Consider the following 19725-nt stretch of genomic DNA (forward strand, 5'->3'; position numbering starts at 1 on the left):
GTCGTGGGACGTCCCACGACCCCGCCCCCGCTGCGCCCGGCCCCTACTGGAGCTGCCCCAGCGTGACCTTGACGGTCTTCTCGTCGCCGCCGCGCTGGAAGGTGACGTCCACGGTGTCACCGGGGGCGTGCTGCACCAGTGCCTCGGACAGCGATTGCAGGGTGGTGATGTCGTCGCCCCCGACCCGGACGATGACGTCCCCGGCCTTGATGCCGGCCTTGTCCGCCGCCCCGCCCCTGGTGACCTCGACGACGCCCACCCCCGCGGGCTGGAAGTCCTCGTCGAGGACGGTGCGCGCGACGATGCCGAGCGCCGCGCGGCCGGAGTCGACGACCTTGCCGTGCTCGATGATCTGGTCGGCGATGCGGGTGACGGTCGCCGCGGGGATGGCGAAGCCGATGCCCGGCGCCGAGGAGTCGCCCATCGTGGGGTTGACCGCGGCGAGCGTCGGGATGCCGATGACCTGGCCGGAGAGGTTGACCAGCGCGCCGCCGCTGTTGCCCGGGTTGATGGGCGCCGAGGTCTGCACCATGTCGGCCAGGGTGGCGCCGGTGCCGCCCTCGGCCCCGGTCTCGCTGACCGTTCGGCCGACGGCCGAGACGATGCCCTGCGTGACGCTGCTGTTCAGGCCGAGCGGGCTGCCCATGGCGAGCACGATCTGCCCGACCTGGACGTCGCGGGACCGCCCGAAGGACGCCGCGCGCAGCCCGCTCGGCGGGTCGTCGAGTTCGATGACGGCCAGGTCCTGCTCGGGATAGGCGGCCACGAGCCGGCCCTTGTGGGGGGTGTCGCTGTTGGCGAGGGTGACCTCGAAGGTGTCGGAGCTGCCGACGACATGGGCGTTGGTGACGATGTGGCCCTTGGTGTCGTAGACGATGCCGGAGCCCAGTCCCTCGGACGTGTTGATCTGGACGACGGACGGCAGTACCGCCTTGACCACCTGCTGGTAGGAGCGCTCCAGGTCGCGGGCGCCGGCCAGCTCGGAGGCGGCGACGGGCGCGGGTGCGGAGGACGCCGCGCTGGGGGAGGGGGAGTCCCCCGTGCATCCGGCGGCCAGGCTCCCGCAGCACGCGACGGCCAGCAGCAGGTCCGCCGCCCGCAGTGCCGCCGGCGGCCGCCATCGGTTCGGCTTCGAATCGCGCATGACCGAAGTGTCGCGTTCGCGGCGCCCCGTCCCGGGTATCCCGCCCCGGTCAGCTCCGTACGCCGCACAGATGCAGCAGTGCCGCGACCTGCCGGTAGGGGTCGGTGCGCCCGGCCAGCTCCTCGGCGGCCAGCAGTTCCGCCGGCACCTCCACGGCGTCGTCCGGCGCCGTGTCGGTGAAGACCCGCACCCCGTACCAGGCGTGCAGCGGCGCGCCGATGGCGCTGAGGGTCGTCGTCAGGTCCGCGCGCCGGTCGGCGCGCGCGGGCAGCCCGAGCCGGTTGGTGTACGTGTCGGCCGCGAAGGCCGCCAGCGCGCCGGCCCAGTCGCCCTGCAGCGCGGGCCGCATCGCCAGTGCGTCGGCGTTGCGCACCAGCAGGGACAGCAGCCCCCCGGGGGCCAGCACCCTGGCGAGCCCGGCGACCATGGCGTCCGGTTCGGGCACGTACATCAGCACACCGTGGCAGAGCACCACGTCGAAGCTGCCGGGCCCGAAGTGCCGGCCGGTCTCCCGGCCGTCGCCCTCGACGAGGGTGATCCGCTCGCGTATGCCCTCGGGCTCGGCGGCCACCGCCTCGCGCAGCACGCCCGCCATCCCCGGATCGGCCTCCAGGCCGGTGACCAGGTGACCGGCGCGGGCCAGCCGCAGCGCCTGGGTGCCCTGACCGGGACCCACGTCGAGGATCCTGAGCCGGCGCCCCACGGGGAAGCGCGCGGTGATCTGCTCGTCGAGCTGGCGCGCGACCAGCTCCTGCCGCACGGTGTTCCGCAGTCCGCCCAGCCGGTCCAGCCACGAGCCGGCGGCCTCGGCGAACCCGCCGTTCCCGCTCAGAGCTTGGTGCCGCGCTTGACCTGCGGCTTCGGCAGGCGCAGTCGGCGCATCTGGAGGGTCCGCATGAGGGCGTACGCGACGGCGCCCTTCGTGGGCTTGTCCGGGAAGCGCTTGGCCAGCTCGCGGCGGAGCAGCAGACCGCTGACGGCCGAGTCGACGACGATCAGCACGATCACCACGAGCCACAGCAGCAGCGAGATGTTCTGCAGCGCCGGGTTGCGGAGCATGCTGAGCACGAGGATGACCACGGCCAGCGGCAGGAAGAACTCCGCCACACGGAACCGCGAGTCCACGTAGTCGCGGGCGAACTTGCGCACCGGGCCCTTGTCACGGGCGGGCAGATAGCGCTCGTCGCCGTTCATCAGCGCTTCGCGCTGCTTGGCGAGGTCGGCGCGCCGGGCCTCACGGGCCTGCTTGGTGGCGGCCTTGCGGTCGGTGGGCGTGGTCACCGCCTTGCGGCGCTGCGTCTGGGCATCGCTGCGCTTGGGGGTGGGGCGGCCCTTGGGAGCCTGCGGGTCGCGGGGCTGCCGGTCCTCCACCACGGTGGCGGATGCGGCCTGCTCGGTTTGGGAACGACGTCGGAACACGACTCCAAGGTTACGTGCTCGCCGACGGGACCCCCAGCCCCTCACCTACTCCCTGGGCCTGAGGTCATCGAACTGTGATCGTTCCTAAGGATGAGCGCATCCGCAACAGAACAGTGGGGTAATGGAACCAGGCCCCGTACTGTGGGGTCTGTAGAGGTGTGCTGGCGAGCTGAATGAAGGGGGCGCGCGAGGCCCATGAGCGGTGTCATGAAGCGGATGGGGATGATCTTCCGCGCGAAGGCCAACAAGGCCCTTGACCGGGCCGAGGATCCGCGCGAGACGCTCGACTACTCGTACCAGAAACAGCTGGAGCTGCTGCAGAAGGTGCGGCGCGGTGTCGCGGACGTCGCCACCTCGCGCAAGCGCCTTGAGCTGCAGCTGAACCAGCTGCAGCAGCAGTCCGCGAAGTACGAGGACCAGGGCCGCAAGGCGCTCGCCCTGGGCCGGGAGGACCTGGCCCGCGAGGCGCTCTCGCGCCGGGCCGCCCTCCAGCAGCAGGTCACCGACCTGGAGACGCAGCACCAGACGCTGCAGGGCGAGGAGGAGAAGCTCACCCTCGCCGCCCAGCGCCTGCAGGCCAAGGTGGACGCCTTCCGCACCAAGAAGGAGACCATCAAGGCCACCTACAGCGCGGCCAAGGCCCAGACCCAGATCGGCGAGGCCTTCTCCGGCATCTCCGAGGAAATGGGCGACGTCGGCCTGGCGATCCAGCGGGCCGAGGACAAGACCGAGCAGCTGCGCGCCCGGGCCGGTGCCCTGGACGAGCTGCTGGCCTCCGGCGCCCTCGACGACCCGACCGGGATCGCCAAGGACGACATCCAGGCCGAGCTCGACCGCCTCTCCGGCGGCAGCGACGTCGAGCTGGAGCTGCAGCGGATGAAGGCCGAGCTGGCCGGGGGCTCCCCGCAGCAGGCCATCGAGGGCGGGCAGCAGCAGGGACAGACCCAGTCGCAGACCCAGGACCAGCCCCGGTTCGACAAGCAGTAGACACCCCGGAGGAGGGCGTCGTGATCGTACGGATCATGGGCGAGGGCCAGGTGACGGTGGACGAGAGCCACCTCGCCGAACTCGACAAGCTCGACGACGAGCTCCTGGCGGAGATGGAGAGCGGTGACGAGGCCGGGTTCCGGCGCACGCTCACCGCGCTCCTCGACGCCGTGCGGCGGCTCGGCACACCTCTGCCGGACGACTCGCTGGAGCCGTCCGAGCTGATCCTGCCGGCCCCGGACGCCACCTTGGAGGAGGTCCGGGAACTGCTCGGGGACGAAGGACTCATCCCCGGCTGACCCTCACCGACCAGCGCACTCGCCGACGTGCCCCGGCCCGGTACCGCACCGGGCCGGGGCACGGCCGTCCGTGGGGACCCGTACCGTTGATGAGCGTGCAGCATCGATCCATGAAGGACCGGGCCCGGCTGTGGCCGCAGGCCCACCCCATCGCCCTCGACGCCGGGCTGGCGCTCGCCGTCCTGGCGGTGGTCCTCGGCAACATGTTCATCGGGCCGCACACCGAGCGGTACGACGCCTCGGTCCCCGACATCCTGCTGGCCGTGCTCGGCTCCGCCGCGCTGCTGCTGCGCCGGCGCAGCCCGCTGGGCGTCCTCGCCTTCACCGGCGCGGTCACCGTGGTCTACCTGCTCACGGCGACCGGGGAGGGCCGCGCCCCGGTGGCCGCCACCGTCGTCGTCGCGCTGTTCTCCGCCTCCACGCGCACCGACCGCACCACCACCTTCCGGCTGGGCCTGGTGACCTGCCTGCTGCTGCCCGCGATCGCCATGCTCTTCGGGGCCCGGCCCTGGTACTCCGCCGAGAACATCGCCCTGTTCGCGTGGAGCGGCATGGCCGCGGCCGCCGGTGAGGCCACCCGCAACCGCCGCGCCTACGTCGCGGCCGTCGAGGAGCGTGCCGAGCGGGCCGAGCGCACCCGGGAGGAGGAGGCCAAGCGCCGCGTCGCGGAGGAGCGGATGCGGATCGCCCGGGAACTGCACGACGTGGTGGCCCACCACATCGCCCTGGTCAACGTGCAGGCCGGCGTCGCCGCCCACGTCATGGACAACCGCCCCGACCAGGCGAAGCAGGCCCTCGCGCACGTCCGCGAGGCCAGCCGTTCCGCGCTGGACGAGCTCCGCGCGACCGTCGGCCTGCTGCGGCAGTCCGGGGACCCCGCCGCCCCCATGGAACCGGCGCCCGGCCTCGGCGTGCTGGACCAGCTCGTCGACGGCTTCCGCCGGGCCGGCCTGCCGGTGGAGGTCGTCGAGGAGGACCCCGGCACGCTTCCCGCGAGCGTGGACCTCACCGCGTACCGGGTCATCCAGGAGTCGCTCACCAACGTCCACAAGCACGCCGGCCCGGGCGCCCGGGCGGAGATCCGCATCGCGCGCGGCAGCGAGGCGCTGGAGGTCACCGTGGTCGACCGCGGCGGCAGCCCGCAGGCTCCGGGCACCGCGGGCGGCGGCCACGGCCTGATCGGCATGCGCGAGCGCGCCGCGGCCCTCGGCGGCACCTGCGAGGCCGGCCCCTGCACGCGGGGCGGCTTCCGCGTCCACGCCCGCCTGCCGCTGGCGGTGCCGGGCCCGCCGGCCGGCCCGCGCGGGGATGGGAGAATCCCGGCATGATCAGGGTGCTGCTCGCGGACGACCAGGCGCTGCTGAGGGGCGCGTTCCGCGTCCTCGTGGAGTCCGAGCCGGACATGGAGGTCGTCGGGGAGGCCTCCGACGGCGCCGAGGCCGTCGCGCTGGCCCGCAGCACCCGGGCCGACGTCGTCCTGATGGACATCCGCATGCCCGGCACGGACGGCCTCGCCGCGACCCGTGAGATCACCGCGGCCGAGGACCTGACCGGCGTGGCGATCCTGGTCCTGACGACCTTCGAGGCCGACGAGTACGTCGCGCAGGCGATCCGCGCCGGCGCCGCCGGTTTCCTCGGCAAGGGCGCCGAGCCCGGCGAACTGCTCGACGCGATCCGTACCGTCGCCGCGGGCGACGCGCTGCTGTCCCCGTCGGCGACCAAGAGCCTGATCGCCCAGTTCCTGGCGCAGAGCGGGGGCCGGCGCCCACTGCCCTCGGAGGGCGGCGCCGCCCTCCCCGACCTGGACGCGCTGACGGCACGCGAGCGCGAGGTGCTGGTCGAGGTGGCGCTGGGGCTGCCGAACGACGAGATCGCCGAACGCCTCGGGGTGAGCCCGCTCACCGTCAAGACGCACGTCAACCGCACCATGGCCAAACTCGGCGCCCGCGACCGCGCGCAGCTGGTGGTCGCCGCGTACGAGTCCGGTCTGGTGCGCCCGACCCCGCGCTGAGTACCACCGGCGCGTACCGCATCCGCAGTACGCCCCCGCGGGCAATCACGACCTCGGGCTGAGGAAACCACCCTCCGCGGCAGGAGAAAGTGGCGTGGGCTGACAAAAGTCCGCAACCCGAGACCATCCCACCACTCTGAGCACAGAGAAGAGACCGCACCACGATGTCCTGGCTGTCCCGGTTCAGCCTCGCCCAGCGCAGTCTTGTCGCGCTGATGGCGGTGGTCGCCATCGGCTTCGGCGCCATCGCGATACCGTCCCTCAAGCAGCAGCTGTTCCCCTCCTTCGACCTGCCCGTGGTGTCGGTGATCACGACCTACCCGGGCGCGTCCCCCGACGTCGTCGAGAAGCAGGTCGTCGAGCCGATCGAGAACGGCGTCAAGGGTGTCGACGGCATCACCGGCGTCACGTCCACGGCCAGCGAGGGCGCTGCCGTGATCACGGCCCAGTTCGACTACGGCAACGACAGCGACAAGCTGATGGCCGACGTCCAGCAGGCGGTGAACCGGGTCTCCTCGCGGCTGCCGGAGGACGCCGACCCGCAGGTCATCGCCGGCTCGACGGACGACCTCCCGACCGTCGTCCTCGCCGCCTCCTCCACGGGCATGGACCAGCAGGCCCTCGCCGACGCGCTCGACCGCACGGTCCTCCCGGTGCTGCAGGACATCGACGGCGTCGGCCAGGTGACCGTCACCGGTGTCCAGGACCAGATCGTCACCGTCACGCCCGACGACGAGAAGCTCGCCGCCCGCAAGCTCGGCGCGGCCGCCCTCGTGCAGGCGCTGCAGGCCGGCGGCCACGCCGTCCCGGCCGGCTCTTTCGAAGACGGCGGCAAGAGCCGCACCGTCCAGGTCGGCGGCGAGTACGCGTCGGTGCGCGAGATCGAGGACCTGCGGATCCCCGCGGGCGCCAAGCCCGTGCGCCTCGGCGACGTCGCCACCGTCGCGGAGCGCCCGGACGCCGCCGCGTCCATCACCCGGACCGACGGCGAGCCCAGCCTCGGCGTCGCCGTCACCATGGACCAGAACGGCAGCGCCGTCGCGATCTCCTCGGCCGTCAAGGACAAGCTGGCCGACCTCGAGCGCGACCTCGGCAAGGGCGCCAAGCTCACCGTCGTCAGCGACCAGGGCCCCGCGGTCTCCAAGTCGATCCACGGCCTGACCACCGAGGGCCTGCTCGGTCTGCTCTTCGCGGTCGTGATCATCCTGGTCTTCCTGGGGTCGCTGCGCTCGACCCTGGTGACCGCGGTCTCCATCCCGCTCTCCGTCGTGCTGACGCTGATCGTGCTGTGGACCCGCGGCCTGTCGCTCAACGTGCTCACGCTGGGCGCGCTGACCATCGCCATCGGCCGTGTCGTCGACGACTCGATCGTGGTGCTGGAGAACATCAAGCGGCACCTCGCCTACGGCGAGGAGAAGCAGTCCGCGATCATCGCCGCGGTGCGCGAGGTGGCCGGCGCGGTCACCGCCTCCACCCTCACCACGGTCGCCGTCTTCGTGCCGATCGGCCTGGTCGGCGGCATGGTGGGCGCCCTGTTCGGCTCGTTCTCGCTGACCGTCGCCGCGGCGCTGCTCGCCTCGCTGCTGGTGTCGCTGACGATCGTCCCGGTGCTGTCGTACTGGTTCCTCAAGCCCCCGGCCGACGCGGGCAGGATCGCCCCGGAGGAGATCCGGCGCCGGGCCGAGGAGGAGGAGTCCCGGGGCGCCCTGCAGCGGCTGTACGTGCCGGTGCTGCGCTTCGCCACCCGGCGCCGGCTGACCAGCGTCCTCATCGCCGTCGCGGTCCTGCTGGTCACCGTCGGACTCACCCCGCTGCTGAAGACGAATCTCTTCGAGTCGAACGACCAGGACACCCTGACCGTCAAGCAGGAACTCCCGCCGGGCACCGGCCTCGCGGCCTCCGACGCGGCCGCCCGCAAGGTCGAGAAGCTGCTGGAGGGCATCGACCAGGTCGAGGACTACCAGGTCACGGTCGGATCCTCCGGCTTCCGGGCGGCCTTCGGCGGCGGCACCGGGGCCAACCAGGCCAGCTTCCAGGTGAAGCTGAAGAGCGCCGACGACAGCGCCGACGTCCTCGACGAGATCCGGACGGGCCTCAAGGGCCTCGACGGCGTCGGCACGACCTCGGTCTCCAGCGGTGACGGCTTCGGAAACCAGAACCTGTCGGCCGTGGTCAAGGCCGCGGACGCCGGCACCCTGGCCAAGGCCAGTGCCCAGGTGCGTGACGCCGTGGCCGGCCTGGACGACGTCACCGACGTCACCAGCGACCTCGCGCAGAGCGTGCCCCGGATCGAGGTCCACGCCAAGCAGGCCGAGGCCGCCAAGTACGGCCTGAACGACGCCGTCATCGGTGCCGCCGTCACCCAGGCGGTGCGCGGTACGACCGTCGGCACCGCGGTGCTCGACGACACCGAGCGCGATGTGCGGGTGGTGTCCGGGCAGAAGGCCGGGACGGTCGCCGAGCTCAAGGCCCTCACCATCCCCACCCTTGCGGGACCGGTGAAGCTGAGCAAGGTCGCCGAGGTCGTCGAGGCCCCCGGCCCGGTGCAGAAGACCCGGATCGACGGCGCTCGCGCCGCGACGATCACGGCGAAGCCGACCGGCGACGACACCGGTGCGGTGAGCGACGCGATGAAGGACAAGCTCGACAAGCTCGACCTCCCCAAGGGCGCCACCGTCGAGATCGGCGGTGTCTCCTCGGAACAGGACGAGGCCAACGCAGGGATCGCGCTCGCCATGCTCGCGGCGATCGCCATCGTCTTCATGCTGCTGGTCGGTACCTTCCGCAGCCTGATCCAGCCGCTGGTGCTGCTGGTGTCCATCCCGTTCGCGGCCACCGGCGCGATCGGCCTGCTGCTGATCACCGGCACCCCGATGGGTGTACCGGCGCTGATCGGCATGCTGATGCTCATCGGCATCGTCGTGACCAACGCGATCGTGCTGATGGACCTCATCAACCAGTACCGTGCCCAGGGGTACGGCGTGGTGGAGGCCGTCATCGAGGGCGGCCGGCACCGTCTGCGCCCGATCCTGATGACCGCGCTGGCGACCGTCTTCGCCCTGCTCCCGATGGCCCTCGGGGTCACCGGCGAGGGCGGCTTCATCGCCCAGCCGCTGGCCATCGTCGTCATCGGCGGTCTGCTCACCTCGACGCTGCTGACCCTGCTGCTGGTCCCGACCCTCTACACGGCGGTCGAGATCCGCAAGGAGCGCCGTGCCAAGCGCAAGGCGCTGAAGCGGGCGGCCGAGTCCGGCGGCCCGGGCGACGCGGAGACGCAGAAGGAGTCGGAGCTGGCCGGGGTCTGAGACCCGGCGCGGTACAACCGGCGGCAGGGCCCGGGGCGTTCGTGAACGCCCCGGGCCCTGCCCCGTCTACAGGAAGAACCCCGAGGGGATGTACGGCTCGGGCGGACGCATCCCGCGCAGGCAGACCCAGCCGGAGGTGCTGAGCTCCAGCCCGGCGGTCAGCCCCACGTCCACCGCCCACTGCTGCTCGGCCGTCAGGTTCGGGACCCGTGCCGTGGTGCCCTCGGGCAGGCTCAGCAGCGCGGCGGTCAGCAGCCGGGACGCCAGCCGGCGCGAGGTCGCGGCCAGCAGCCGTACGTGCCCGGCCGACGTAGCAGTAGCCGCTGCCGGCGAGGTCGTCCACGACCAACAGGGGGCTCTCGCTGAGCATGTGGTCGTGGTCGGGGCCGTGCGCGCCGCCCCGGGTGCGGCGGTCCACGGAGTCCATCAGGTCGCGGTGCTTGGCCGAGCCCTCGTGCACGGCGCCGTCCGGCGCGGGAAGGCCGGCCTTGCGGACCGCGCCCTCCAGGCGCATCGCCGGGTGCAGCGCGAAGCCCGCCCGGCGGTAGACGGCCGCCGCCCGCGGGTCGGGCGAGCCGCAGATGATGCCGCGCAGGCAGCCGCGCCCGTACGCCAGGGCGGCGGCGAGCAGTTCGCGGCCGACCCCCTGCCGCTGCGCGGAGGGCAGCACCGCGAACAACGACAGCCCCCACGTCCCCTCGCGGCGCGTCGACATCGAGACGCCCAGCGGCATGCCGGAGTTCTCGTCGACGGCCAGCCAGCAGCCACCGGGGTCGGTGCGCGCCAGGTAGCGGTTCCGCCGCCGCAGCAGGGCGGCCCGCTCCGGGGGCGTCTCCTCGGGCGGGCCGTCGCCGCGCAGCGCGCGCGAGGCGCCGAACGCGGCGGCGGCCACGACCGCCACCGCGTCGGCGTCCTCGTCGGTGTCGTGCATGGGGCGCAGGATCATGCGCCCATCCTGCCCCTACGGCAGGGCGAGCATCCGCTCCAGCGCGAGCTTCGCGAAGTGCTCGGTGTCCCGGTCGACTTGGATGCGGTTGACGACCTTGCCGTCGGCCAGCGACTCCAACGTCCACACCAGGTGAGGCAGGTCGATCCGGTTCATCGTCGAGCAGAAGCAGACGGTCTTGTCGAGGAAGACGATCTGCTTGTCCGGGTGCGCCTTGGCCAGCCGGCGCACCAGGTTGAGCTCGGTGCCGATGGCCCAGGACGAACCGGCCGGGGCCGCCTCCAGGGCCTTGATGATGTACTCGGTCGAACCGACCTGGTCCGCCGCGGCGACAACCTCGTGCCTGCACTCGGGGTGCACCAGGACGTTGACGCCGGGGATGCGGGCCCGCACGTCCTCCACCGACTCCAGCGAGAAACGGCCGTGCACCGAGCAGTGGCCGCGCCACAGGATCATCTTCGCGTCGCGCAGCTGCTCGGCGGTCACGCCGCCGTTCGGTTTGTGCGGGTTGTAGACGACGCAGTCCTCCAGGGAGAAGCCCATCTCCCGCACCGCGGTGTTGCGGCCGAGGTGCTGGTCGGGGAGGAAGAGCACCTTCTCGCCCTGCTGGAACGCCCACTCCAGGGCGCGCTTGGCGTTGCTGGAGGTGCAGATGGTGCCGCCGTGCCGGCCGGTGAAGGCCTTGATGTCGGCGGAGGAGTTCATGTAGGAGACGGGCACGGTGACGTCGGCGACGCCGGCCTCGGTCAGCACGTCCCAGCACTCGGCGACCTGCTCGGCGGTGGCCATGTCGGCCATGGAGCAGCCGGCCGCCAGGTCGGGGAGGATCACCTGCTGGGCGTCGGAGGTCAGGATGTCCGCGGACTCGGCCATGAAGTGCACGCCGCAGAAGACGATGTACTCGGCCTCGGGGCGGGCCGCGGCGTCACGGGCCAGCTTGAAGGAGTCGCCGGTGACGTCGGCGAACTGGATGACCTCGTCGCGCTGGTAGTGGTGGCCCAGGACGAAGACCCTCTCGCCGAGCTTGGCCTTGGCGGCGCGGGCGCGCTCCACCAGATCCGGGTCCGAGGGGGCGGGCAGGTCGCCGGGACAGTCGACGCCGCGCTCGCTGCGCGGGTCGGACTCGCGGCCCAGGAGGAGCAGGGCGAGCGGGGTCGGCTGGACGTCCAGCGGTTCGGATGTGGTGGTCACGGGCCCGAAGCCCTTTCTCTGCGGAACTGCGGCTCAACCTTTTCGTCTGTTTGACGCTATCTATCATAACCCGTTCGCGTCAGAATGACGATGGCCCTCGCGTCAGTGTGACGCATTACCCGCAGGGGGCCCGGTGTGCGAGCATGGATGGCGCGAAGACCCATCGGACCCGGAGGAATGAATCCGGGCGGCCACCGGTTCACCGTTGTGGCAGCATCCGTACAACCCGGGAGTGGATCAGATGACGGTTCAGGACGAGACCAGCCAGAGCGAGGGCATCCTCCTGTCCGACGCGGCGGCCTCCAAGGTCAAGAACCTGCTCGAGCAGGAGGGCCGCGACGACCTCGCGCTGCGCGTCGCCGTCCAGCCGGGCGGTTGCTCCGGCCTGCGCTACCAGCTGTTCTTCGACGAGCGTTCGCTCGACGGCGACGTCGTGAAGGACTTCGGCGGCGTGAAGGTGGTCACCGACCGCATGAGCGCCCCGTACCTCGGCGGCGCCTCCATCGACTTCGTCGACACGATCGAGAAGCAGGGCTTCACGATCGACAACCCGAACGCCACCGGCTCCTGCGCCTGCGGCGACTCGTTCCACTGAGCCCCGCGCGAAGGCGGCGGACACCCGAGGTGCCCGCCGCCTTCGGCATGTCCTGAGCCGCCTCCCGGGCGGCCAGCCGGCCTACTTCCGTGGCACCGTGCTGCCGTCGGAGAGGTCGACGACCTTGCGGTCGCCCAGTGAGGTGTCGAGCCGGACGGTGCGGGAGAACCGCTCGGCGATCATGATGCAGGCCTTCCCCGGGTTCTTCTGCACCACCGTGACCTTCACCTTCACCACCGCGCCCGACTCGTCGGCGGAGGCCGTGTAGTCACTGCACACCCCGCCCCAGAAGCGCAGGGTCAGCTCCGTGCCCTCGGTGCGGTACGACTCCACCTTCGCCGTCGCGACGGCCGGCGCCGCCGTCCCCGAGGGTGCGGGAGACGCCGCGCCGCCCCGTACGTACGCCGGGTCCACCGCGGGCTGGGCCAGCACCGAGGCGCGCCGCACGCCCTCCTGCGTCACCTCGAAGAGCCAGGACGGCACCAGGGTCTGCCGTCCGGCCACGAACTGCGCCGACAGGCCGAACTCGGCCTTCCGCACCTCCATCTGCCGGTGCGCTCCCGGCACACAGGGGAGCACCTGCGGCAGCGCCGGGTCGTCGCCGGGCGCGCGGGAGGGCTTCGGCACCACGGTCGGGCAGTCGCCGATCCCCAGGTCACCGCCCGTCCCAGGGCGCTCCAGCAGCTTCAGCGCCTCCTTCGCCGACACCACCGGATAGGTGTCGCCCCTGGTCAGCGGCGCCATCATGCCGTACCCGGTGACCAGCAGCCCGTCGGAGGCGACCTGCAGCGCCGTCCGCCAGCCGTGCGTCGGCAGCCCCGCCACCCGCGGGTCCGCGGTGACGGTGCGCAGTACCCCCGAGACCTCGCCCGCGTCCGTCCGCGCGTCCTTCAGCCCCAGCGCCGCGAGGACCGGCGCCGCCTTGCGCAGCGCCTTCGCCGCGGGCACCGCGAGGTCGTCCCGGGCGGGGGCACGGTCCTTGCGGGGTGTGCCGCCGTAGTACGAGTACGCCCAGGTGCCCGGCGCGTCCTTGTTCACCCGGAGCACCGGGCCGCCGCCGTCCGGGGTGCCGCCGGCCTTCCAGGCGCCGTGATCGGACTTCACCGTGCCGGGCACACCCAGGGCGCGCGCCAGCCGCTCCACCGCGGCACGCGACACGCTGCCCGGGTGCTGCACGGCGGCGGAGGAGGGGCCGTCCGGCAGCTCGCCCCGGACGGTGAGTCCGGCGCCGGTGCCGCGGCCGGCCCCGTCGAGCTCGAGCGGCTCCGGCGAACCGTCCCCGCTACCGCCCGAGGCACGCGGGACACCGCCCTCGGCGTTCGACGAGGCCCAGTAGGCGCCGCCGCCCCCGGCGGCCAGCACGGCGACGGCGACCGCCGACGTCACCCACGGTGACCTGTGCCGGCGGCGCGGTCGCGTCGGCTCGCTCTCCACGATGGCTCCTTAGGCTCCGCTCGGCTGCGTACAGCTGCCGACGTCCCGGTCCTTCGACCGGGGGACGCCACTTGGACGGGCCGGAGCGCCTCGCGGTTCCGATCAGTCGGCGTACTCGGCCATGCCCTCGACGACGTGCGACGACGCGGCCGGCACCGTGATCCCGTGCAGACTCGCCGGGCTGACCCGCGCGGACTCGCTCTCCGCGGGGACCTCCCAGTGCGCGGCCATCTTGCGGCAGTCGCCGATCAGCTCGGCGAGCGACTCGGGGTCGTCGAGGGGCGCGGTGGGAAGAGGAGTGGTCATAGACACGACCATAGGTACCCGGCGTCACGGGAGAAAGCCCTACTATCGGGTAGTTTCGCCATGTCGGCGCCCACCGGTCCAGCCGGTAGCGTGGACAGGTACCGTCCGCCGCCCGCCTCCGCAGGAGCGTCCCAGCCGTGCGTATCGCAGTCACCGGCTCCATCGCCACCGACCACCTGATGACCTTCCCCGGCCGATTCGCCGACCAGCTCGTCGCCGACCAGCTGCACACGGTCTCCCTCTCGTTCCTGGTCGACACGCTCGACGTACGCCGTGGTGGCGTCGGTGCGAACATCTGTTTCGGGATGGGCCAGCTGGGTGTCCGGCCCGTCCTCGTCGGTGCCGCCGGCTCCGACTTCGACGAGTACCGCGCCTGGCTCGACCGGCACGGCGTCGACACCGCCTCCGTCCGCATCTCCGAAGTGCTGCACACCGCGCGCTTCGTCTGTACCACGGACGCCGACCACAACCAGATCGGCTCCTTCTACACCGGCGCGATGAGCGAGGCCCGCCTCATCGAGCTGCACTCGGTCGCCGCCCGCGTCGGCGGCCTCGACCTCGTGCTCATCGGCGCCGACGACCCCGAGGCGATGCTCCGCCACACCGAGGAGTGCCGTTCCCGCGGCATCCCGTGGGCGGCGGACTTCTCGCAGCAGATCGCCCGCATGAACGGCGACGAGATCCGGATACTGCTGGACGGCGCGGCCTACCTCTTCTCCAACGAGTACGAGAAGGGCCTGATCGAGTCCAAGACCGGCTGGACGGACGAGGAGATCCTCGGCCGGGTCGGCACCCGCGTCACCACGCTGGGCTCGCGCGGCGTCCGCATCGAGCGGGCCGGCGAGGAGCCCATCGTCGTGGGCTGCCCGGAGGAGGACGCGAAGGTCGACCCCACCGGTGTCGGCGACGCCTTCCGCGCGGGCTTCCTCTCCGGCCTCGCCTGGGGCGTCGACGCGGAGCGGGCGGCGCAGGTCGGCTGCATGCTGGCGACGCTGGTCATCGAGACCCTCGGCACGCAGGAGTACCAGCTGCGCCGGGCCCACTTCATGGACCGCTTCACCAAGGCCTACGGCGACGACGCGGCCGAGGAAGTCCGCACCCACCTGCACTGACCCGCTCCGCGGGGGTCCGGCGGGGTTCTGCCGGCCCGACCGCGACCCGACGCCGACCCGACGGCGGCGCCGCGCGCATGCGGCGCCGCCGGTCGCCTGTCGGCCCGTCCCGCGGGGAAGCGCCCCGGCCGCGTCAGGAGACCCGGCGCACCCAGTACGCGGTACCGCGGGGCGCGGTGTGCGCACCGAGGTACTCCTGCTCGCGCATGTCGCACCACGCCGGGATGTCGAGCCGCGCGGCCTCGTCGTCGGAGAGCACCGACACGACGCCGCCCACCGGTACGTCCCCGATGACCTTCGCCAGCTCGATGACCGGAATCGGACACCGCTTGCCGAGGGAGTCCACGACGAGGTCCGGTTCGCCCTCCGCCTCGTCCGCCTCCGGCCCGGCCGCCCGTCCCGCCCCCGTCGTGGGCCCGGACACCGGCGTCGGCGCGCCGAGCCGCTCCCGCACCGTCCGCACCACCCCCGGCAGGACCTCGAGGAAGCGGTCCACGTCGCCCGCATCGGCCCCCGCCGGCAGGGAGACCCGCACGTTCCCCTCGGACAGCACGCCCATCGCCTTGAGCACATGGCTCGGCGTCAGCGTGCTGGACGTGCACGATGACCCGGAGGAGACCGAGAAGCCCTCCCGGTCCAGTTCGTGCAGCAGCGCCTCGCCGTCCACGTAGAGGCAGGAGAAGGTCACCACGTTCGGCAGCCGCAGCTCGGGGTGGCCCACCACCTCGACGTCCGGGACGAGTTCGGGAACCGCGGTCCGGATGCGGTCGACCAGGGCGGACAGCCGCGCCGCCTCCGCGGAGGCCTCGGCGCGCACCGCCCGCAGCGAGGCCGCCGCGGCGACGATCGCGGGGAGGTCCTCGAAGCCGGGCGCGCGCCCCGACTCCCTTTCGTCCGTGGGTCCCTGGGCGGCGAAGCGGGTGCCCTTGCGGACCGCCAGCAGACCCACCCCGGACGGCCCGCCCCACTTGTGGGCGCTCGCCGTCAGCAGCGACCAGCCGCCCGACACGAATCCCCAGCCCAGTGACTGGGCGGCGTCGACGAGCAGCGGCACCCCCGCCGCCCGGCACAGCTCCGCGACCTCGTCGACCGGCTGCACCGTGCCGACCTCGTGGTTGGCGGACTGCAGACAGGCCAGCGCGGTGTCCTCGCGCAGCGCGGCGCCGAAGGTCCCGGCGTCGACCAGACCCGTGCGGTCGGTGCCCACCTCCGTGACGTCCGCGTCGTCCGCGGAGTCCTCCACCGCGTGCAGCACGGAGGAGTGCTCGACGGCGGAGACGACGACGTGCCGGCCGACCCGGCGCCGGCCGGCGAGCGCCCCGGCCACGCCCGCGTGTACGGCACGCGTACCCGAAGGAGTGAAAACGAGTTCGTCCGGACGGCACCCGACGGCGTCGGCGGCGGCCTCCCGGGCGGCGTCGAGCAGCAGCCGTGCGCGGCGTCCCTCGCGGTAGAGCCGGGAGGGGTCGGCCCACCCCTCGTCGAGCGCGGCGAGGAGGGCCTGCCGGGCGACGGGATGCAGTGGTGCGGCGGACGCGGCGTCGAAGTAGGGCACGTGGTGCACGCTACGCCCCGGCGTCCCGCCGGGCGTCTGGGGACCAGTCAAAAGCCCCCGAAACGGGGCCCTCCGCAGGTGCGGAGCGGTGCCCGACACCCCTTCGGGGGCCGCCCCGGCGCGTTGGCCCCCCTCCCCGCGCGCCCCAAAATCGAGTCCAGTAGGGTTTGGTCCGCATAAACATCCACACCACTGCCCGCGCCAGGGCGACCGACCAGCACAGGCCGGGCATCCGGACGCGTGGGCGAGACTCTCGGGAAGGCGCTACGTGAGTCCCTACGGCTCCGACCGCTCGTCGCGGCGCCCGATGCGGCGGATTCTGCCGCAGGCGCTGGCCGCGGGCCTGGTCCTTGCGACCGCCACCGGTTGCACATACGAGGACTTCCCCCGCCTCGGCATGCCCAGCCCCGTCACGGAGCAGGCACCGCGGATCCTGTCGCTCTGGCAGGGTTCCTGGGCCGCCGCGCTGGCGGTCGGCGTGCTCGTGTGGGGACTGATCCTCTGGAGCATCATCTTCCACCGGCGCAGCCGCACCAAGGTGGAGATCCCGCCCCAGGTCCGCTACAACATGCCGATCGAGGCGCTCTTCACCACGGTCCCGCTGGTCATCATCTCGGTGCTCTTCTACTTCACCGCCCGGGACGAGTCCAAGCTCCTGGAGACCTCGGCGCGCCCCGACCACGTCGTCAACGTGGTCGGCTTCCAGTGGAGCTGGGCCTTCAACTACGTCGAGGACGTGGACGGCAACCCGTCGACGCCGAAGGCCGGCACGGTGCCCGCGGAGCTCTCCTCGATCTCGGCGAAGAAGCTGGACGCGCCCGCGGGCGCCGACGGCGTCTACGACTTCGGTACGCCCGCCTCCAAGGACCAGGACACCGGCAACCCGGGCCCGACCCTGTGGCTCCCCAAGGGCGAGTCGGTCAGGTTCGTCCTCACCTCGCGTGACGTCATCCACTCCTTCTGGGTGGTTCCCTTCCTGATGAAGATGGACGTCATCCCCGGCCACACCAACGTCTTCCAGGTGACCCCCAACAAGGAGGGCACCTTCGTGGGCAAGTGCGCCGAGCTGTGCGGCGTGGACCACTCCCGGATGCTCTTCAACGTCAAGGTCGTCTCCCCGGAGGCCTACAAGCAGCACCTCCAGGACCTGGCGAAGAAGGGCCAGACCGGTTACGTCCCGGCAGGCATTGCCACCACCGGCAACGCCAAGAACGCGGAGACCAAGACCCAGTGAGCATTCTCAACGAACCCCACGGTGCGGCCGCCGCGCACGACGACGCGTACGCGGACGAGCTGCCGGTCCGCACCAAGCAGCCCGGCATCGCCATCGTCAAGTGGCTGACCACCACCGACCACAAGACGATCGGCACGCTCTACCTGGCGACGTCGTTCTTCTTCTTCCTCATCGGTGGCGTGATGGCGCTCGTCATGCGCGCCGAACTCGCCCGCCCGGGCACCCAGGTGGTGTCCAACGAGCAGTTCAACCAGCTCTTCACGATGCACGGCACCGTGATGCTGCTGATGTTCGCGACCCCGCTCTTCGCCGGTTTCGCGAACTGGATCATGCCGCTGCAGATCGGCGCGCCCGACGTCGCGTTCCCGCGGCTGAACATGTTCGCCTACTGGCTCTACCTGTTCGGCTCGCTGATCGCCGTCGCCGGCTTCCTCACCCCGAACGGCGCGGCCGACTTCGGCTGGTTCGCCTACTCCCCGCTGACCGACGCGGTCCGCTCGCCGGGCATCGGCAGCGACCTGTGGATCATGGGTCTGGCGTTCTCCGGCTTCGGCACGATCCTCGGCTCGGTCAACTTCATCACCACGATCATCTGCATGCGCGCCCCCGGCATGACGATGTTCCGGATGCCGATCTTCGTCTGGAACGTGCTGCTCACCGGTGTGCTGGTGCTCTTCGCCTTCCCGGTGCTGGCCGCCGCGCTGCTGGCCCTGGAGGCCGACCGCAAGTTCGGGGCGCACGTGTTCGACGCCGCCAACGGCGGCGCATTGCTCTGGCAACACCTCTTCTGGTTCTTCGGGCACCCAGAGGTGTACATCATCGCGCTGCCGTTCTTCGGCATCATCAGTGAGGTCATCCCGGTCTTCTCCCGGAAGCCGATGTTCGGCTACGTCAGCCTCATCGCGGCGACGATCTCCATCGCCGGCCTCTCGGCGACGGTGTGGGCCCACCACATGTACGTCACCGGTGGTGTGCTGCTGCCGTTCTTCTCCTTCATGACCTTCCTGATCGCGGTACCGACCGGTGTGAAGTTCTTCAACTGGATCGGCACCATGTGGAAGGGCTCACTGAGCTTCGAGACACCGATGCTCTGGGCGATCGGCTTCCTGATCACCTTCACCTTCGGTGGTCTGACCGGTGTCATCCTGGCCTCTCCGCCGCTGGACTTCCACGTCTCCGACTCCTACTTCGTGGTGGCGCACTTCCACTACGTCGTCTTCGGAACGGTCGTCTTCGCGATGTTCTCCGGCTTCCACTTCTGGTGGCCGAAGTTCACCGGCAAGATGCTCGACGAGCGACTGGGCAAGATCACCTTCTGGACGCTGTTCATCGGCTTCCACGGCACCTTCCTCGTCCAGCACTGGCTGGGCGCCGAGGGCATGCCCCGCCGCTACGCGGACTACCTGGCGGCGGACGGCTTCACCACGCTGAACACCATCTCGACGATCAGCTCCTTCCTGCTGGGCCTGTCGATGCTGCCGTTCATCTACAACGTGTGGAAGACCGCGAAGTACGGCAAGCCGGTCGAGGTGGACGACCCGTGGGGCTACGGCCGTTCGCTCGAGTGGGCGACCTCCTGCCCGCCGCCGCGGCACAACTTCCTCACGCTGCCGCGCATCCGCTCCGAATCCCCGGCCTTCGACCTCCACCACCCGGAGATGGCCGCTCTGGACCAGCTGGAGAACGTCGGCGCGGCTCCGGCCGTCTCCGGCGGCGATGAGAAGGAGAGCGGCAAGTGAAGTTCCAGGGCAAGCTGTTCCTGTGGCTGTCCGTCTTCTTCCTGGGCATGGCCGTCGTCTACGGTCTGTGGTCCAAGGAGCCGGTCGGCACGACGGCGCTCTTCCTCTCCTTCGGCCTCGCCGTGATGGTCGGTTTCTACCTGGCCTTCACCGCCCGGCGCGCCGACACCGGCGCCCAGGACCGCGAGGACGCGGACGTCGCGGACGACTCCGGCGAGCTGGGCTTCTTCAGCCCGCACAGCTGGCAGCCGCTCCTGCTGGCCTTCGGTGGCGCCCTGGCCTTCCTGGGCATCATCTTCGGCTGGTGGCTGATCTACTTCGCCTCGCCCTTCATCCTCGTCGGCCTGTGGGGCTGGGTCTTCGAGTACTACCGGGGTGAGAACCGCACCCAGTGAGCGCTCCGCGCCCACGCACCGCACGGCGACGGCCCGGATCCCCGGCAGGGGGT

At 71.7% G+C, this 19725-nt stretch carries 17 protein-coding genes and 1 pseudogene; 10 read left to right on the forward strand and 8 right to left on the reverse strand.

Translation table 11 applies throughout. From position 1 onward, the window contains the following. Positions 1 to 43 precede the first annotated feature (43 nt). The 3 genes from ACFW3D_RS37255 to ACFW3D_RS37265 form a co-directional block, all read right to left on the reverse strand. Positions 44 to 1144, reverse strand: a complete 1101-nt coding sequence (locus tag ACFW3D_RS37255; protein WP_500512242.1) for a S1C family serine protease — start codon at positions 1142 to 1144, stop codon at positions 44 to 46. A 49-nt stretch (positions 1145 to 1193) separates the two neighbouring features. Beyond that, positions 1194 to 1904, reverse strand: coding sequence for a class I SAM-dependent methyltransferase (locus ACFW3D_RS37260; RefSeq protein ID WP_500512244.1), 711 nt, complete (start codon positions 1902 to 1904; stop codon positions 1194 to 1196). Positions 1905 to 1972: 68 nt separating this feature from the next. Beyond that, entirely contained in the window at positions 1973 to 2563 is a 591-nt protein-coding gene (locus tag ACFW3D_RS37265) for a DUF3043 domain-containing protein (protein WP_500512246.1), read from the reverse strand. A 195-nt stretch (positions 2564 to 2758) separates the two neighbouring features. Here ACFW3D_RS37265 and ACFW3D_RS37270 point away from each other — a divergent pair, with 195 nt between their 5' ends. The 5 genes from ACFW3D_RS37270 to ACFW3D_RS37290 all read left to right on the forward strand — a co-directional run bounded on the left by ACFW3D_RS37270 (position 2759) and on the right by ACFW3D_RS37290 (position 9165). Continuing rightward, a complete protein-coding gene (locus ACFW3D_RS37270) occupies positions 2759 to 3550 on the forward strand; it encodes a PspA/IM30 family protein (protein ID WP_500512248.1) in 792 nt (263 codons plus the stop codon). Between the two features lie 20 nt (positions 3551 to 3570). Beyond that, complete coding sequence (gene pspAA / locus ACFW3D_RS37275) at positions 3571 to 3849, forward strand: PspA-associated protein PspAA (RefSeq protein ID WP_500512250.1); 279 nt, start codon at positions 3571 to 3573, stop codon at positions 3847 to 3849. Between the two features lie 89 nt (positions 3850 to 3938). Continuing rightward, positions 3939 to 5177, forward strand: a complete 1239-nt coding sequence (locus ACFW3D_RS37280) for a sensor histidine kinase (RefSeq protein ID WP_500512252.1) — start codon at positions 3939 to 3941, stop codon at positions 5175 to 5177. Then, complete coding sequence (locus ACFW3D_RS37285; RefSeq protein WP_500512254.1) at positions 5174 to 5860, forward strand: response regulator transcription factor; 687 nt, start codon at positions 5174 to 5176, stop codon at positions 5858 to 5860. The genes ACFW3D_RS37280 and ACFW3D_RS37285 overlap by 4 nt, the downstream gene beginning before the upstream one ends. A 164-nt stretch (positions 5861 to 6024) precedes the next feature. Next, a complete protein-coding gene (locus tag ACFW3D_RS37290; RefSeq protein WP_500512256.1) occupies positions 6025 to 9165 on the forward strand; it encodes an efflux RND transporter permease subunit in 3141 nt (1046 codons plus the stop codon). A 66-nt stretch (positions 9166 to 9231) separates the two neighbouring features. Here the strand turns inward: ACFW3D_RS37290 and ACFW3D_RS37295 are convergent. Beyond that, positions 9232 to 10111 (reverse strand): annotated as a pseudogene (locus ACFW3D_RS37295) (GNAT family N-acetyltransferase). A gap of 15 nt (positions 10112 to 10126) precedes the next feature. Further along, positions 10127 to 11302: a quinolinate synthase NadA gene (nadA, locus tag ACFW3D_RS37300; RefSeq protein ID WP_500512258.1), complete on the reverse strand. Its 1176-nt coding sequence runs from the start codon at positions 11300 to 11302 to the stop codon at positions 10127 to 10129. A 241-nt stretch (positions 11303 to 11543) separates the two neighbouring features. Between nadA and ACFW3D_RS37305 the strand changes: the two genes are divergently transcribed. After that, positions 11544 to 11897 carry a HesB/IscA family protein gene (locus ACFW3D_RS37305; RefSeq protein ID WP_018557026.1) on the forward strand — a complete coding sequence of 118 codons (354 nt, stop codon included), beginning with the start codon at positions 11544 to 11546 and terminating at the stop codon, positions 11895 to 11897. Between the two features lie 81 nt (positions 11898 to 11978). Here ACFW3D_RS37305 and ACFW3D_RS37310 read toward each other — a convergent pair whose 3' ends face one another. Beyond that, entirely contained in the window at positions 11979 to 13331 is a 1353-nt protein-coding gene (locus tag ACFW3D_RS37310) for a hypothetical protein (RefSeq protein WP_500512260.1), read from the reverse strand. A gap of 102 nt (positions 13332 to 13433) precedes the next feature. Continuing rightward, positions 13434 to 13637, reverse strand: coding sequence for a hypothetical protein (locus ACFW3D_RS37315; RefSeq protein ID WP_500512262.1), 204 nt, complete (start codon positions 13635 to 13637; stop codon positions 13434 to 13436). 137 nt (positions 13638 to 13774) lie between these two features. On the opposite strand from ACFW3D_RS37315, the gene ACFW3D_RS37320 reads away from it, so the two are divergent. Then, a complete protein-coding gene (locus ACFW3D_RS37320) occupies positions 13775 to 14749 on the forward strand; it encodes a carbohydrate kinase family protein (RefSeq protein WP_500512264.1) in 975 nt (324 codons plus the stop codon). A 133-nt stretch (positions 14750 to 14882) separates the two neighbouring features. On the opposite strand, the gene ACFW3D_RS37325 is transcribed toward ACFW3D_RS37320, so the two are convergent. Continuing rightward, positions 14883 to 16304 (reverse strand): cysteine desulfurase/sulfurtransferase TusA family protein, encoded by a 1422-nt coding sequence (locus ACFW3D_RS37325; RefSeq protein WP_500512266.1) that lies wholly within the window; start codon positions 16302 to 16304, stop codon positions 14883 to 14885. Between the two features lie 268 nt (positions 16305 to 16572). On the opposite strand from ACFW3D_RS37325, the gene ctaC reads away from it, so the two are divergent. The 3 genes from ctaC to ACFW3D_RS37340 are packed head-to-tail and all read left to right on the forward strand — an operon-like array spanning position 16573 to position 19672. Beyond that, on the forward strand, positions 16573 to 17538 hold the full coding sequence (ctaC, locus tag ACFW3D_RS37330) for an aa3-type cytochrome oxidase subunit II (protein WP_500512268.1): 966 nt from the start codon (positions 16573 to 16575) through the stop codon (positions 17536 to 17538). Next, on the forward strand, positions 17535 to 19277 hold the full coding sequence (ctaD, locus tag ACFW3D_RS37335) for an aa3-type cytochrome oxidase subunit I (RefSeq protein ID WP_500512270.1): 1743 nt from the start codon (positions 17535 to 17537) through the stop codon (positions 19275 to 19277). The genes ctaC and ctaD overlap by 4 nt, the downstream gene beginning before the upstream one ends. Beyond that, positions 19274 to 19672: a cytochrome c oxidase subunit 4 gene (locus ACFW3D_RS37340; protein WP_500512272.1), complete on the forward strand. Its 399-nt coding sequence runs from the start codon at positions 19274 to 19276 to the stop codon at positions 19670 to 19672. The genes ctaD and ACFW3D_RS37340 overlap by 4 nt, the downstream gene beginning before the upstream one ends. The last annotated feature ends 53 nt before the right edge of the window (positions 19673 to 19725 follow it).

Source organism: Streptomyces sp. NPDC058864 (assembly GCF_042742985.1).
Classification (GTDB): Bacteria; Actinomycetota; Actinomycetes; order Streptomycetales; family Streptomycetaceae; genus Actinacidiphila.